The sequence below is a fragment of the Enterobacter cloacae complex sp. genome (assembly GCF_900322725.1).
GTDB classification, from domain to species: domain Bacteria; phylum Pseudomonadota; class Gammaproteobacteria; order Enterobacterales; family Enterobacteriaceae; genus Enterobacter; species Enterobacter quasihormaechei.
Window position 1 is genome coordinate 1510084 of record NZ_LT991957.1, and the last position, 15128, is coordinate 1525211.

The following is a 15128-nucleotide window of genomic DNA, read 5'->3' on the forward strand; positions in this document are numbered from 1 at the left end:
TGCCGGGTGGCGCTTCGCTTACCCGGCCTACGCTAGTTAATCTTCAGTTGAAGAAGATTACGCGATGGTACGCTGAATTTCGATGATCTCGAACACTTCGATCATATCGCCAACGCGAACGTCGTTGTAGTTCTTCACGCCGATACCACATTCCATGCCGTTACGGACTTCGTTAACGTCATCTTTGAAGCGGCGCAGGGATTCCAGCTCGCCTTCGTAGATAACCACGTTGTCACGCAGTACGCGGATTGGGTTGTGACGCTTGATGGTCCCTTCGGTAACCATACAGCCCGCGATCGCACCGAATTTCGGTGATTTGAACACGTCACGTACTTCAGCCAGACCGATGATCTGCTGTTTCAGCTCAGGAGACAGCATGCCGCTCATCGCTGCTTTCACTTCATCAATCAGGTTATAGATGACGGAGTAGTAACGCAGATCCAGGCTTTCAGCATCAATCACTTTACGCGCAGAAGCATCAGCACGAACGTTGAAGCCAACCAGGATAGCGTTGGACGCGGCTGCCAGGGTTGCGTCGGTTTCGGTGATACCACCTACGCCAGAACCGATGATCTTCACTTTCACTTCGTCGGTAGACAGTTTCAGCAAGGAGTCGGAGATCGCTTCCACAGAGCCCTGAACGTCCGCTTTCAGAACGATGTTCACTTCGTGAACTTCGCCTTCGGTCATGTTGGCGAACATGTTCTCGAGTTTAGATTTCTGCTGACGAGCCAGCTTCACTTCACGGAATTTACCCTGACGATACAGAGCCACTTCACGCGCTTTCTTCTCGTCACGAACGACGGTCACTTCGTCACCGGCAGCAGGTACGCCGGACAGGCCGAGGATTTCCACTGGAATGGACGGACCCGCTTCCAGCACTTCCTGACCCAGTTCGTTACGCATCGCACGAACGCGACCGTATTCGAAGCCACACAGAACGATGTCGCCCTTGTGCAGAGTACCTTCGCGAACCAGAACGGTTGCAACCGGACCACGACCTTTATCCAGGAAGGATTCGATTACCGCGCCGCTCGCCATACCTTTACGAACCGCTTTCAGCTCCAGAACTTCAGCCTGAAGCAGGATGGCGTTCAGCAGGTCGTCGATACCGGTACCCGCTTTTGCAGATACAGGGATGAACTGCGCTTCACCGCCCCACTCTTCCGGCATAACGCCGTACTGGGACAGTTCGTTCTTCACGCGATCCATATCGGCTTCTGGCTTATCGATTTTGTTGACTGCAACAACCAGAGGCACCTGCGCCGCTTTCGCGTGCTGGATAGCTTCAATGGTCTGTGGCATCACGCCATCATCGGCAGCAACAACCAGGACAACGATATCCGTTGCCTGAGCACCACGCGCACGCATTGAGGTAAACGCTGCGTGGCCTGGGGTATCCAGGAAGGTGATCATGCCGTTTTCAGTTTCTACATGGTAAGCACCGATGTGCTGGGTAATACCACCCGCTTCGCCGGAGGCAACCTTAGTAGAACGAATGTAGTCAAGCAGAGAGGTTTTACCGTGGTCAACGTGACCCATAATGGTCACAACCGGTGCGCGCGGTTCAGCCGCTGCGCCAGTGTCACGGTCGCTCATGACGGCTTCTTCCAGCTCGTTTTCACGACGCAGGATAACTTTGTGGCCCATCTCTTCGGCAACCAGCTGTGCGGTTTCCTGGTCGATGACCTGGTTGATGGTGGCCATTGCGCCCAGTTTCATCATCGCTTTGATGACCTGAGAGCCTTTCACCGCCATCTTGTTAGCCAGTTCGCCAACGGTGATGGTTTCACCGATCACAACGTCACGGTTAACGGCCTGAGCAGGCTTCTGGAAGCCCTGCTGGAGAGCGGAACCTTTACGCTTGCCGCCTTTTCCACCGCGAACCGCTGCACGTGCTTCTTCACGGTCAGCTTTAGATTCAGCGTGTTTGTTACCTTTTTTCGCAGGACGCGCCGCTTTTGCACTGCGGGTACGGCTACGACCACCTTCAACCTCACGGTCGTTGTCGTCTTCTGCCTGACGCGCATGCTGAGAGGTAGTGACGTGATAATCGCTGGTGTCTTCAGTTGGTTCAGCGGTATTCACGCCGTTCTTCTCGTTTTCTTCTGCCATGCGACGCGCTTCTTCGGCGACGCGGCGAGCTTCTTCTTCAAGCTTGCGGCGGGCTTCTTCTTCCGCTTTACGCTTCAGCTCGGCAGCTTCATTTTCACGGCGGGCTTTTTCAGCCTGGGCAGTTTTGGTCATTTCGTCGGTCTGTTGATTGCTCACTTTGTCTTTTTCCGCAGCGTCACGCTTCGCTTTTTCACCGGCGTCGCGTTTCGCTTTTTCTGCGGCCTCACGTTCAGCTTTTAATTCTGCTTCACGTTTGGCAGTGGCTTCTGCCTCACGCTGAGCTTGTTCTTCCGCTTCACGCTGTGCCTGCTCTTCCGCGGCAAGGCGTTCTGCCTCTTGCGGATCACGTTTTACAAAGGTGCGCGTCTTGCGGACTTCGATTTGTACCGACTTGCTTTTGCCACCGGTACCAGGGATGTTCAACGTGCTACGCGTTTTACGCTGTAGCGTTAACTTGTCAGGCGTTGAGCCGTGTTCACGGTTCAGGTGCGATAACAAGGTTTGTTTTTCTTGCGCGGTCACCGAGTCATCAGCGGACTTCGGGATCCCTGCATCAGCAAATTGCTGTACCAGGCGGTCCACGGAGGTCTGAATCTCAGCAGCCAGCGATTTTACAGTTACATCAGTCATGCTGTTCCTTCCTGCTACAGTTTATTACGCTTCGTCGCCGAACCAGCAAATATTACGTGCGGCCATGATGAGTTCGCCGGCTTTCTCGTCGGTTAAACCTTCGATATCAGCCAGGTCATCAACGCCTTGCTCAGCGAGATCTTCCAGCGTACAAACACCACGGGCAGCCAGCTTGAACGCAATCGCACGATCAAGACCTTCCAGATTAAGCAGGTCATCAGCCGGCTTCTTATCGCCAAGGCTTTCTTCCTGAGCCAGCGCCAGGGTGGTCAGTGCGTTTTTAGCGCGTTCACGCAGGGCTTCAACGGTTGGTTCATCCAGACCGTCAATTTCCAGCAGCTCTTTCATTGGCACGTAGGCCAGTTCTTCCAGCGTTGAGAAACCTTCTTCAACCAGCACAGTGGCGAAGTCTTCGTCAATGTCCAGGTATTTGGTGAAGGTATCGATCGCCGCGTGGGCTTCAGCCTGATGCTTGGCCTGAAGGTCATCAACGGTCATGACGTTGAGTTCCCAGCCGCTCAGCTGTGACGCCAGACGTACGTTCTGACCGTTACGGCCAATCGCCTGCGCCAGGTTGCCCGCTTCTACAGCGATATCCATGGTGTGTTTGTCTTCGTCAACAACGATAGACGCCACATCAGCCGGAGCCATTGCGTTGATCACGAACTGCGCCGGGTTGTCGTCCCACAGAACGATATCAATGCGCTCGCCGCCCAGTTCGGTAGAAACCGCCTGAACGCGTGCGCCGCGCATACCGACGCAAGCACCGACCGGGTCGATACGCTTGTCGTTGGTTTTCACCGCAATTTTCGCACGGGAACCCGGATCGCGGGCCGCCGCTTTGATTTCGATAACTTCTTCGCCGATTTCCGGCACTTCGATACGGAACAGTTCAACCAGCATTTCTGGTTTAGAACGGGTCACGAACAGCTGTGCACCACGCGCTTCAGGGCGTACGGCATACAGCACACCACGGATACGGTCGCCTGGGCGGAAGTTTTCACGCGGCAGCATGTCTTCACGCAGGATCACGGCTTCAGCGTTACCCGGCATCCCTTCAGATTTGATCTCCAGAGAGATGTTGTCGCGGTTCACTTTCTTCACCACGCCGGTGATGATTTCGCCTTCCTGATCGCGGAACTGATCGACAACCAGCGCGCGCTCGGCTTCGCGCACTTTCTGCACGATAACCTGCTTCGCGGTCTGGGTGGTGATACGGTCGAAGGTAACAGATTCGATCTGATCTTCAACGTAGTCACCCACGTTCAGACTTTCGTCTTCAAAACGTGCCGCTTCCAGGGTGATCTCTTTGGTCGGCTGGGTCACTTCTTCAACGATTACCCAACGACGGAATGTATCGAAGTCACCGCTTTTACGATCGATTTCTACGCGAACATCGATCTCTTGTTCGTATTTTTTCTTGGTTGCTGTAGCCAGTGCACTTTCCAGCGCTTCGAAAATCTTCTCACGCGGCAGTGATTTCTCGTTGGAGACGGCTTCAACAACAGCCAAAATTTCTTTGTTCATCGCGGGCTTTTCACCTCAATCCAGACTGTTAAAAGTGGGGAACCAGGTTCGCCTTCTGGATATTACTCAGCGCGAACACTTCATCTTTGCCTTCGACTGTCACCGTGATCATTTCACCATCAACGGCTTTGATAATTCCCTGCCATTTACGGCGGTTCTGTACGGCCATACGCAGAACCAGAGCCACTTCTTCACCGGTAAAGCGCACATAGTGCTCGGCCGTGAACATCGGGCGATCGAGGCCAGGTGAGGAAACTTCCAGGTTGTACGCAACGGTAATTGGGTCTTCAACGTCAAGAACCGCACTCACCTGGTGGCTAACATCAGCACAATCATCAACATTGATGCCATCTTCACTATCAATATAGATGCGCAGCGTCGATGTGCGGCCGCGAACGAATTCGATGCCGACCAGTTCGTAGCCCAGTGCTTCGACCGGTGCAGTAATCATCTCTGTTAATTTTTGCTCTAATGTGGACAAGCCCACCCCCAAGACATAAAAAAAGGGCGTAAAGCCCAGTTATTCTGTAGTCAGATAACAAAAAACCCCGATAAATCGGGGCTTTAGATAACTGAACCCTATAGCCACAACTGTGGCCTGGAGCACTCTCCGAAAGAATTTTTTCAAATCCAGCTACGAAGGCTCTAAGTCTTCACAGTATATTTGAAAAAGAACTTTATAGGAAAGTGGTTGCGGGGGCCGGATTTGAACCGACGACCTTCGGGTTATGAGCCCGACGAGCTACCAGGCTGCTCCACCCCGCGCCTGAAACGTGGCAAATTCTACGCGTTTTGGACAGAATTTGCAAATAATGCTGGGATTTGGTACCGAAGACGGGACGTAAAATCGGCGTTCAGTATATTGATAGTTGACCCCACCTGTCAACCCGGCTTCCGCCAGATCGTTTAGACCAAAATTTTTACAAAAAACGCACGCATCTCTTCCGGTCTTCGCCAAAAGATGATTAAATGAATACTCACTTATTTTGCATAAAAATGCACAAGAGAACGAAAGCGATCTCTCATCAGTCAATCAAGCAGGGTTTTATTCTATGACGACGATTCTCAAGCATCTCCCGGTAGGACAACGTATTGGCATCGCTTTTTCTGGCGGCCTGGATACCAGCGCTGCACTGCTGTGGATGCGCCAGAAGGGAGCGGTTCCTTATGCATATACAGCGAACCTGGGTCAGCCGGACGAGGAAGATTATGACGCGATCCCTCGTCGTGCCATGGAATATGGCGCAGAGAACGCACGTCTGATTGACTGCCGTAAGCAGTTGGTTGCCGAAGGCATTGCCGCTATCCAGTGCGGTGCATTTCATAACACCACCGGCGGCCTGACCTATTTCAACACCACTCCGCTGGGCCGTGCCGTCACCGGCACCATGCTGGTCGCCGCCATGAAAGAAGACGGCGTGAACATCTGGGGGGACGGTAGCACCTATAAAGGCAACGATATTGAACGTTTCTATCGTTACGGCCTGCTGACCAACGCTGAATTGCAGATTTACAAACCGTGGCTGGATACTGACTTCATCGACGAGCTGGGTGGCCGTCATGAAATGTCCGAGTTTATGATTGCCTGCGGCTTCGACTACAAGATGTCCGTTGAGAAAGCCTACTCAACCGACTCCAACATGCTGGGTGCGACGCACGAAGCGAAAGATCTGGAATTCCTTAACTCCAGCGTAAAAATTGTTAACCCGATTATGGGCGTGAAGTTCTGGGACGAAAGCGTGAAGATCCCGGCAGAAGAAGTGACCGTGCGTTTCGAACGTGGTCATCCGGTTGCCCTGAACGGCAAAACTTTCTCCGACGATGTTGAGCTGATGCTGGAAGCCAACCGCATCGGTGGCCGTCACGGTCTGGGCATGAGCGATCAGATCGAAAACCGTATCATCGAAGCGAAAAGCCGTGGCATTTACGAAGCTCCGGGGATGGCGCTGCTGCACATCGCTTATGAGCGTCTGCTGACCGGTATTCACAACGAAGACACCATTGAGCAGTATCATTCTCATGGTCGCCAGCTGGGCAAACTGCTGTATCAGGGTCGCTGGTTCGATCCGCAGGCCCTGATGCTGCGTGACGCCCTGCAACGTTGGGTGGCGAGTGCTATCACCGGCGAAGTGACGCTGGAACTGCGTCGCGGCAATGATTACTCCATCCTGAATACCGTGTCTGATAACCTGACCTATAAAGCAGAGCGTCTGACCATGGAGAAAGGTGATTCAGTCTTCTCGCCGGACGATCGTATTGGCCAGCTGACCATGCGTAATCTGGACATTACCGATACCCGTGAGAAGCTGTTCAACTACATTGAGAATGGCCTGCTCTCTGCGAATTCAGGTAACGGTCTGCCGCAGGTTGAGAACCTGGAGAATAGCGATAAAAAGTAATCGCTGATGTAACATGCAAAAGGTGCCCAATAGGCGCCTTTTTTATTTGGTATTTGTAGGGCGGGTAAGCGCAGCGCCACCCGCCATTTAGCCCGACACCACAATATACAGACGAAAAAAAAGACGTCTTTCGACGTCTTTCTTCTGGAATATTGGTACCGAGGATGGGACTCGAACCCACAAGCCCGTTAGGGCACTACCACCTCAAGGTAGCGTGTCTACCAATTCCACCACCTCGGTACGGAATACTTACTGCGGGATATCGCTGGTTGGCTTAGCCGGTGCAGCTGGCTGAGTCTGCTCAGTTTTGGCTGGCGCGCTCAGATTTTCCCACTCGCTTCCTTTACTGGTCTTGTTGCTGTTGATATTGCCCAGCACCAGACTGATGATGAAGAACAGCGTAGCCAGAATCGCCGTCGTGCGGGTCATGAAGTTCGCAGAACCACTTGAACCGAACAGCGTACCGGAAGCGCCTGCTCCGAAGGAGGCTCCCATATCAGCGCCTTTACCTTGTTGCAGCATGATCAGCGCTACGAGAGCGATGGCTACAATAAGGAAAATAACTAAAAGAGCTTCGTACATAATCAACCTGTTCCTTGCGGATTTGCCGCATACCAATGCTTCGACCAATTAGCAGGATTTTGTTTCCCACTGAAGCGGGTGTGAATACTAACCAAAGCGAATCACCTTCGCAAGGGCATTTTCGAGGCATTGTATCAACTGCGGAAAAAAACAGCAAAAAGCCATGAATTGCTTAAAACAAAGGCGGCAAACGCCGCCTTTTTAAACACTTATTCTGAAAGATTATGCAGCTTTAACTGCGTCCGCTATGCGGTGCGCAAATTCGGTCACCTGTGCTTCGTCTTCACCTTCCACCATTACGCGGATCAGCGGCTCCGTACCTGACTTACGCAGCAGGACGCGACCGCGGCTGCCAAGCGCAGCTTCAACGTCTGCCATCACCGCTTTCACGTTATCATTTTCCAGCGGATCGCCTTTACCGGCAGTGAAGCGCACGTTCACCAGGATCTGCGGGAACATTTTCATGCCGCTGCAAAGGTCGTGCAGGCTCATGTGGTTACGCGCCATCGCGGCAACCACCTGAAGCGCCGCCACAATACCGTCACCGGTGGTGGTTTTATCGAGCAGGATCACGTGGCCGGAGTTTTCCGCGCCAATACGCCAGCCTTTCTCCTGGAGTTTTTCCAGCACGTAGCGGTCGCCCACTTTCGCGCGCACAAACGGAATACCCAGCTGTTTCAGCGCCAGCTCCAGACCCATATTGCTCATCAGCGTGCCCACCGCACCGCCGCGCAGTTGCCCCTGACGCAGGCCTTCACGGGCAATGATGTAGAGGATCTGATCGCCATCGACCTTATTACCTTCGTGGTCAACCATGATCACGCGGTCGCCGTCGCCGTCCAGTGCGATTCCCAGATCGGCTTTTTCAGCCAGCACGCGCGCCTGCAAGGCACGCACGTCTGTCGCCCCGACTTCCTCGTTGATGTTCAGGCCGTCCGGCTCGCAGCCGATGGTGATCACTTTCGCGCCCAGCTCGCGGAAAACATTCGGCGCAATGTGGTAAGTCGCACCGTTTGCACAGTCCACCACAATTTTGAGGTGTGCCAGACTCAGTTCATTCGGGAAAGTGCCTTTGCAGAATTCAATGTAGCGGCCTGCGGCATCGACGATTCGGTTTGCTTTACCCAGCTCAGCGGAGTCGACACAGGTGATCTCTTTTTCCATTTCCGCTTCAATCGCCTCTTCTACGTCATCCGGCAGCTTGGTGCCGTCTATGGAGAAGAATTTGATACCGTTGTCATAAAACGGGTTATGAGAAGCTGAAATGACGATACCCGCTTCCGCACGGAAGGTACGGGTCAGATAGGCAACAGCAGGGGTCGGCATTGGACCCGTAAAGGAAGCTGAAAGCCCCGCCGCCGCCAGCCCGGCTTCCAGCGCGGACTCCAGCATATAGCCCGAAATACGGGTATCTTTCCCAATTATGATCTTACGGGATCCATGACGCGCCAGTACCTTACCCGCCGCCCAGCCGAGCTTCAGGACAAAGTCTGGGGTAATTGGCGCATCGCCTACGCGCCCACGGATGCCATCGGTACCAAAATATTTACGATTACTCATAGCGTTTGTTTTCCTTCGCTGCCAGTGTGGCTTCCACCACACGCATGGCTTCTACTGTTTCTTTTACGTCATGGACACGAATGATGTGTGCACCTTGCATCGCGGCAATCACCGCGCAGGCCAGACTGCCGCTCAGACGTTCGCTCGGCCCAACATTCAGTAACTGACCAATCATCGATTTTCTCGACATTCCCACCAGTAGTGGCAGGCCGAACTGATGAAATTCTGATAAGCGCGCAAGCAACGCGTAATTGTGGGAGAGATTTTTACCGAAACCGAAGCCCGGGTCGAGCAGCAATTTCTCTTTTGCGATACCCGCACGTTCACAACGTTCGATATGCTCAATAAAGAAGCGGCTGACGTCAGCAAACACATCTTCATACTTTGGCGCTTCCTGCATTGTCTTCGGCTGCCCCTGCATATGCATCAGGCACACCGGTAGCCCGGTCTCCGCGGCGGCTTCAATCGCGCCCGGCTCGGTCAGCGAGCGGATATCATTGATAATGTGAGCGCCCACTCTCGCCACTTCACGGATCACTTCGGGTTTAGAGGTATCCACGGAGATCCACACTTCAAAGCGCTGGGCGATAGCTTCCACCACCGGCACCACGCGCGCCAGCTCTTCTTCCACCGAAACGTCCGCCGCGCCAGGCCGCGTTGATTCCCCGCCAACGTCAATGATAGTGGCACCCGCGTTAATCATTAAATTCGCGTGCTTAACCGCGTCGATGAGCGAGTTATGCGTGCCGCCGTCAGAGAAGGAATCAGGCGTGACGTTCAGGATCCCCATCACATGCGGATGTGAAAGGTCGAGATGCGAGTCCTGGGCGAAGAGTTTCATGGTGAATTCCCTGGAATTAATATGGTTAAACAGATAAGAAAAAACCCCGGAGCAAGCTCCAGGGTTTGAGGTACAGACAAACGCTTCAACAGCAGTGACTTACTTGTCGCCCAACTGCTCTGACATGGTGTTGCCCGGGTTTGGCGTACGCGGTTCATCGACCGGACGCGGCGCACGCGGGGTGCCATTGTTGTCAGAATTGTTAGACGCACCTGGGTCTTCCCAGCCTGCTGGCGGACGCACTTCGCGGCGAGCCATCAGGTCGTCAATCTGCGGAGCATCGATGGTCTCATATTTCATGAGCGCATCTTTCATCGAATGCAGGATGTCCATATTGTCGTTCAGGATCTGACGGGCGCGAGCGTAGTTACGTTCAATCAGCGCTTTCACTTCCTGGTCGATGATACGTGCCGTTTCATCGGACATATGTTTCGCTTTCGCCACAGAGCGGCCCAGGAACACTTCGCCCTCTTCCTCTGCATACAGCAGCGGACCGAGTTTGTCGGAGAAGCCCCACTGCGTCACCATGTTACGCGCCAGGTTTGTCGCCACTTTAATGTCGTTCGACGCACCGGTGGAAACATGTTCCGCACCGTAGATAATCTCTTCCGCCAGACGACCGCCGTACAGGGTTGAAATCTGGCTTTCCAGCTTCTGACGGCTGGCGCTGATCGCGTCGCCTTCAGGCAGGAAGAAGGTCACACCCAGTGCACGGCCGCGCGGAATAATCGTTACCTTGTGTACCGGATCGTGTTCCGGCACCAGGCGGCCAATAATCGCGTGACCTGCTTCGTGGTACGCCGTGGACTCTTTCTGCGCTTCCGTCATCACCATGGAGCGACGTTCCGCACCCATCATGATTTTGTCTTTCGCTTTCTCGAACTCCACCATGGACACCACGCGCTTGTTACCGCGAGCGGCGAACAGTGCAGCTTCGTTGACCAGGTTAGCCAGGTCTGCACCGGAGAAGCCTGGAGTACCGCGCGCAATGATAGCCGCGTCGATATCTGGCGCCAGCGGTACGCGACGCATGTGCACTTTCAGAATCTGTTCACGACCGCGAACATCCGGCAGACCGACCACAACCTGACGGTCGAAACGGCCTGGACGCAGCAGCGCAGGGTCGAGGACGTCCGGACGGTTAGTTGCCGCGATAACGATAATACCTTCGTTACCTTCGAAGCCGTCCATCTCAACCAGCATCTGGTTCAGGGTCTGCTCACGCTCATCGTGTCCACCGCCCAGGCCTGCGCCACGCTGGCGGCCTACGGCGTCGATTTCATCGATGAAGATGATGCACGGTGCTGCTTTCTTGGCCTGTTCGAACATGTCACGCACACGAGATGCACCGACACCCACGAACATTTCAACGAAGTCAGAACCTGAAATAGTAAAGAACGGCACCTTCGCTTCACCCGCGATGGCTTTCGCCAGCAGGGTTTTACCGGTACCCGGAGGGCCGACCATCAGGACGCCTTTCGGGATCTTACCGCCCAGTTTCTGGAAACGGCTCGGCTCGCGCAGGTATTCAACCAGTTCACCGACCTCTTCTTTCGCTTCGTCACAGCCTGCAACGTCAGCAAAGGTGGTCTTGATCTGGTCTTCCGTCAGCATACGCGCCTTGCTCTTACCGAACGACATGGCACCTTTGCCACCGCCGCCCTGCATCTGGCGCATAAAGAAGATCCAGACGCCAATAAGAAGCAGCATCGGGAACCAGGAAATGAAGATAGAAGCCAGCAGGCTTGGTTCTTCTGGCGGCTCGCCTACCACTTTGACGTTTTTGGTCAGAAGGTTATCAAGCAGCTTAGGATCGTTCACCGGGATGTAAGTCGTGTAACGGTTACTATCTTTCTTGGTAACGTTGATCTCACGTCCGTTGATACGCGCTTCGCGAACCTGGTCCTGATTGACCTCTTGCAGGAAGGTAGAATAATCCACCTTGCGGCCATTCGACTCGCTGGGCCCAAAGCTCTGGAATACTGACATCAGCACAACGGCAATGACCAGCCAGAGTATTAGGTTTTTCGCCATGTCACTCAAGGGATTAACCTCACATTACAACTGTGTTAAAAACAGCGTCAGGATACTCTATATCCAGTTTCATTCAAACTTTCGTCTGAAATCTCCCGGTTATCATTTTCGCCCGGTCGCTACAATATACACTTCACGGGAACGGGCCCGGGAAGAGTCCGGCTTACGAACTTTGACCTTCGCAAACAGGGAGCGAATTTCCTTAAGATACTCCTCGAAACCTTCGCCCTGAAACACCTTCACAACAAAACTACCACCAGGCGCTAGTACATCACGACACATTTCTAACGCTAGTTCCACCAGATACATGGCGCGGGGGATATCCACCGCCGGTGTTCCGCACATATTTGGTGCCATATCCGACATGACAACCTGGACCTTGCTGTCACCAACACGATCAAGTAATGCTTTAAGCACTAATTCATCACGAAAGTCGCCCTGAAGGAAGTCGACACCAACGATGGGATCCATTGGTAAAAGATCGCATGCGATGATTCGTCCCGTTCCGCCGATCTGCGTAACCGCATATTGGGACCATCCGCCAGGTGCCGCACCGAGGTCGACTACCGTCATTCCCGGTTTAAAAAGTTTGTCACTTTGCTGTATTTCATCAAGTTTAAACCAGGCGCGGGAACGCAACCCCTTTTTCTGCGCCTGTTGAACATATTTATCGCTAAAGTGTTCCTGAAGCCAGCGGCTGGAGCTGGCAGAACGCTTTTTACCTGTCATTTAACATTTCCGTCCTGGTTCATCGTTGCTTGCCTGTGACGTAAATTTCTACGCAGCTATTTGGCGATATTAGGGAGATGGCGGTAGAATGAACCGTTTTCAATCCCAACGTAAGCAAAAATATACGATGAATCTGAGTACTAAACAAAAACAGCACCTTAAAGGTCTGGCACATCCGCTCAAGCCTGTAGTGATGCTTGGCAACAATGGTTTGACCGAAGGGGTGCTTGCCGAGATTGAACAAGCGCTGGAACACCACGAGCTGATCAAGGTGAAAATCGCCTCTGAAGACAGAGACACTAAAAACCTGATCGTGGAAGCCATCGTGCGCGAAACCGGCGCCTGTAATGTACAGGTCATCGGTAAAACGCTGGTGCTCTATCGCCCATCTAAAGAGCGTAAAATCTCGCTGCCACGTTAAGGATATCCTGAATCAATCACATTTTCTGTGTGAAACGAGGGATTTCTTTCAGCAGGCGAGCAAAATGCCATGCTCCTTGAGTTGATAAAAGGCCGCTATGCGGCCTTTTTCTTTTCTTTACAATGTATCAACATCTTAGAAGAGAAGCGAATTACAGGTATTCAACCTTAATAATTTCGTATTCCACTTCGCCGCCCGGGGTGCGGATCGTCACAACATCGTCCTGCTCTTTGCCAATCAGGCCGCGAGCAATCGGGGAGTTCACCGAAATCAGGTTCTGTTTGAAGTCCGCTTCGTCATCACCCACGATGCGGTAGGTTTGCTCTTCATCGTTGTCCAGATTCAGGACGGTGACGGTAGAGCCGAAGATCACGCGACCGTTGTTGGGCATTTTAGTGATATCGATAACCTGCGCGTTGGACAGTTTCGCTTCGATATCTTTGATGCGCCCCTCGCAGAAGCCCTGCTGCTCACGCGCCGCGTGGTATTCAGCATTCTCTTTCAGGTCGCCATGCTCACGCGCATCCGCGATAGCGGCGATGATTTCAGGGCGACGTACGGATTTCAAAAAATCCAGCTCTTCGCGCAGTTTTTCGGCACCACGTAAGGTCATCGGAATAGCTTGCATTTGTTATACCTCTTAAACATTCCTGTTGGGAGCAGTGTTCCCTGCTCCAGCCCACCTGAACAGGCCAGAAGCAAAAAGAAAACCGACCCGGGAGCAACGCCCCAGGTCAGCAGCAATTTTTCAATTTGATACGCATTTTACCGCGAAGTTCACTATGGGTCATCGTTTACTTTACAGTGCCATGCACCGTAGTATGACGGTTTGTTTTCGGGTTGTTAGCGCGAGATTATGCGATTTTCCAGTTTTATCATCGGATTGACCACCAGTATAACGTTCACCGTTCAGGCCGCGAATGTTGATGAGTACATTAATCAGCTGCCCGCCGGCGCGAACCTTGCCCTGATGGTGCAAAAGGTTGGCGCTCAGGCTCCCGAGATTGACTATCACAGTCAACAGATGGCGCTGCCTGCGAGTACCCAGAAGGTGATCACTGCCCTCGCCGCCCTGCTCCAGCTCGGGCCTGACTTCCGTTTTACCACCACCCTAGAAACTAAAGGTAACGTCACGGGTGGCGAACTAAAAGGCGATCTTATTGCCCGTTTTGGTGGCGATCCCACCTTTAAGCGCCAGGATGTCCGCAACATGGTGGCGGCGCTAAAAAAATCCGGCGTGACAAAAATCGACGGTAACGTGCTGATCGACACCTCCATTTTCGCCAGCCACGATAAAGCGCCCGGCTGGCCGTGGAATGACATGACGCAGTGCTTTAGCGCCCCGCCAGCCGCCGCAATCGTCGACCGTAACTGCTTCTCCGTTTCGCTTTACAGCGCGCCTAAGCCCAATGACTTAGCGTTTATTCGCGTTGCCTCATACTACCCGGTCACGATGTTCAGCCAGGTACGGACGCTGGCGAAAGGCTCCCCGGAGGCGCAGTATTGCGAGCTGGACGTGGTACCGGGCGATCTCAACCGCTATACGCTCACCGGCTGCCTGACCCAGCGGGCTGACCCGCTGCCGCTGGCCTTCGCCATTCAGGACGGCGCGGGCTATGCCGGGGCCATTTTCAAAGACGAACTGAAGCAGGCGGGTATCACCTACACCGGAACGCTGCTGCGCCAGACGCAGGTGAATGAGCCAGGCACGGTGATCGCCAGCAAACAGTCTGCGCCACTGCATGATTTGCTTAAGATTATGCTGAAAAAGTCGGATAACATGATTGCCGATACGGTGTTCCGCATGATCGGTCACGCGCGCTTTGGCGTGCCGGGCACCTGGCGGGCCGGTTCTGATGCCGTACGTCAGATCCTGCGCCAGCAGGCGGGTATCGATCTGGGCAATACGATCGCCGTCGATGGTTCCGGTTTATCGCGCCATAACCTGATCTCGCCGGCAACCATGATGCAGGTATTGCAGTACATCGCTCAGCATGACGCTGAGCTAAACTTTATCACGATGCTGCCGCTGGCCGGACACGACGGTTCACTTCAGTACCGCGCGGGGCTTCACGCTGCGGGCGTGGACGGCAAAGTGTCAGCCAAAACGGGTTCCTTGCAGGGTGTTTACAACCTTGCCGGTTTCATCACGACAGCCAGCGGGCAACGCATGGCATTTGTGCAGTATCTCTCCGGGTATGCCGTCGAACCGGCCGACCAGCGCAATCGTCGTATTCCACTGGTGCGTTTCGAAAGCAGGCTCTATAAGGACATCTACCAGAATAACTAG

12 protein-coding genes and 2 tRNA genes are annotated in these 15128 nt (G+C 53.6%); 3 read left to right on the forward strand and 11 right to left on the reverse strand.

All coding sequences use genetic code 11. The annotated features are described in order from the left end of the window. Positions 1–57: 57 nt before the first annotated feature. The 4 genes from infB to DBR02_RS07610 form a co-directional block, all read right to left on the reverse strand. Positions 58–2745, reverse strand: a complete 2688-nt coding sequence (infB, locus tag DBR02_RS07595) for a translation initiation factor IF-2 (protein ID WP_063451047.1) — start codon at positions 2743–2745, stop codon at positions 58–60. Between the two features lie 24 nt (positions 2746–2769). Beyond that, positions 2770–4272 carry a transcription termination factor NusA gene (nusA, locus tag DBR02_RS07600; RefSeq protein ID WP_014885374.1) on the reverse strand — a complete coding sequence of 501 codons (1503 nt, stop codon included), beginning with the start codon at positions 4270–4272 and terminating at the stop codon, positions 2770–2772. Positions 4273–4300: 28 nt separating this feature from the next. Continuing rightward, positions 4301–4753 (reverse strand): ribosome maturation factor RimP, encoded by a 453-nt coding sequence (gene rimP, locus DBR02_RS07605; RefSeq protein ID WP_014833432.1) that lies wholly within the window; start codon positions 4751–4753, stop codon positions 4301–4303. A gap of 207 nt (positions 4754–4960) precedes the next feature. Further along, positions 4961–5037: transfer RNA gene (locus DBR02_RS07610), tRNA-Met, on the reverse strand. A 287-nt stretch (positions 5038–5324) separates the two neighbouring features. On the opposite strand from DBR02_RS07610, the gene argG reads away from it, so the two are divergent. Next, positions 5325–6671: an argininosuccinate synthase gene (gene argG, locus DBR02_RS07615; protein ID WP_107533970.1), complete on the forward strand. Its 1347-nt coding sequence runs from the start codon at positions 5325–5327 to the stop codon at positions 6669–6671. A 153-nt stretch (positions 6672–6824) separates the two neighbouring features. On the opposite strand, the gene DBR02_RS07620 is transcribed toward argG, so the two are convergent. The 6 genes from DBR02_RS07620 to rlmE form a co-directional block, all read right to left on the reverse strand. Next, positions 6825–6911 (reverse strand) — tRNA-Leu (locus DBR02_RS07620). 9 nt (positions 6912–6920) lie between these two features. Further along, entirely contained in the window at positions 6921–7253 is a 333-nt protein-coding gene (secG, locus tag DBR02_RS07625; protein ID WP_003861803.1) for a preprotein translocase subunit SecG, read from the reverse strand. Positions 7254–7475: 222 nt separating this feature from the next. Next, positions 7476–8813: a phosphoglucosamine mutase gene (gene glmM / locus DBR02_RS07630; protein ID WP_006812119.1), complete on the reverse strand. Its 1338-nt coding sequence runs from the start codon at positions 8811–8813 to the stop codon at positions 7476–7478. Further along, complete coding sequence (gene folP, locus DBR02_RS07635) at positions 8806–9654, reverse strand: dihydropteroate synthase (RefSeq protein WP_063451045.1); 849 nt, start codon at positions 9652–9654, stop codon at positions 8806–8808. Before folP ends, glmM begins: the two co-directional genes overlap by 8 nt. Positions 9655–9753: 99 nt before the next feature. Next, positions 9754–11688, reverse strand: coding sequence for an ATP-dependent zinc metalloprotease FtsH (gene ftsH / locus DBR02_RS07640; protein WP_003861810.1), 1935 nt, complete (start codon positions 11686–11688; stop codon positions 9754–9756). Between the two features lie 102 nt (positions 11689–11790). Beyond that, positions 11791–12417 carry a 23S rRNA (uridine(2552)-2'-O)-methyltransferase RlmE gene (rlmE, locus tag DBR02_RS07645; RefSeq protein WP_003861812.1) on the reverse strand — a complete coding sequence of 209 codons (627 nt, stop codon included), beginning with the start codon at positions 12415–12417 and terminating at the stop codon, positions 11791–11793. Between the two features lie 127 nt (positions 12418–12544). Between rlmE and yhbY the strand changes: the two genes are divergently transcribed. Further along, complete coding sequence (gene yhbY, locus DBR02_RS07650; RefSeq protein ID WP_003861814.1) at positions 12545–12838, forward strand: ribosome assembly RNA-binding protein YhbY; 294 nt, start codon at positions 12545–12547, stop codon at positions 12836–12838. Between the two features lie 151 nt (positions 12839–12989). On the opposite strand, the gene greA is transcribed toward yhbY, so the two are convergent. After that, complete coding sequence (greA, locus tag DBR02_RS07655; RefSeq protein WP_014171793.1) at positions 12990–13466, reverse strand: transcription elongation factor GreA; 477 nt, start codon at positions 13464–13466, stop codon at positions 12990–12992. 228 nt (positions 13467–13694) lie between these two features. On the opposite strand from greA, the gene dacB reads away from it, so the two are divergent. Next, the gene (gene dacB / locus DBR02_RS07660; RefSeq protein ID WP_107533972.1) at positions 13695–15128 is read left to right on the forward strand and encodes a serine-type D-Ala-D-Ala carboxypeptidase; all 1434 of its coding nucleotides are present in this window, start codon (positions 13695–13697) and stop codon (positions 15126–15128) included.

Excerpts from the sequence above, each read along its gene's own strand:
- infB (WP_063451047.1), bottom strand. The coding sequence starts at position 2,745 with ATGACTGATGTAACTGTAAAATCGCTGGCTGCTGAGATTCAGACCTCC.
- nusA (WP_014885374.1), bottom strand. The coding sequence starts at position 4,272 with ATGAACAAAGAAATTTTGGCTGTTGTTGAAGCCGTCTCCAACGAGAAA.
- argG (WP_107533970.1), top strand. The coding sequence starts at position 5,325 with ATGACGACGATTCTCAAGCATCTCCCGGTAGGACAACGTATTGGCATC.
- secG (WP_003861803.1), bottom strand. The coding sequence starts at position 7,253 with ATGTACGAAGCTCTTTTAGTTATTTTCCTTATTGTAGCCATCGCTCTC.
- glmM (WP_006812119.1), bottom strand. The coding sequence starts at position 8,813 with ATGAGTAATCGTAAATATTTTGGTACCGATGGCATCCGTGGGCGCGTA.
- folP (WP_063451045.1), bottom strand. The coding sequence starts at position 9,654 with ATGAAACTCTTCGCCCAGGACTCGCATCTCGACCTTTCACATCCGCAT.
- ftsH (WP_003861810.1), bottom strand. The coding sequence starts at position 11,688 with ATGGCGAAAAACCTAATACTCTGGCTGGTCATTGCCGTTGTGCTGATG.
- rlmE (WP_003861812.1), bottom strand. The coding sequence starts at position 12,417 with ATGACAGGTAAAAAGCGTTCTGCCAGCTCCAGCCGCTGGCTTCAGGAA.
- yhbY (WP_003861814.1), top strand. The coding sequence starts at position 12,545 with ATGAATCTGAGTACTAAACAAAAACAGCACCTTAAAGGTCTGGCACAT.
- greA (WP_014171793.1), bottom strand. The coding sequence starts at position 13,466 with ATGCAAGCTATTCCGATGACCTTACGTGGTGCCGAAAAACTGCGCGAA.
- dacB (WP_107533972.1), top strand. The coding sequence starts at position 13,695 with ATGCGATTTTCCAGTTTTATCATCGGATTGACCACCAGTATAACGTTC.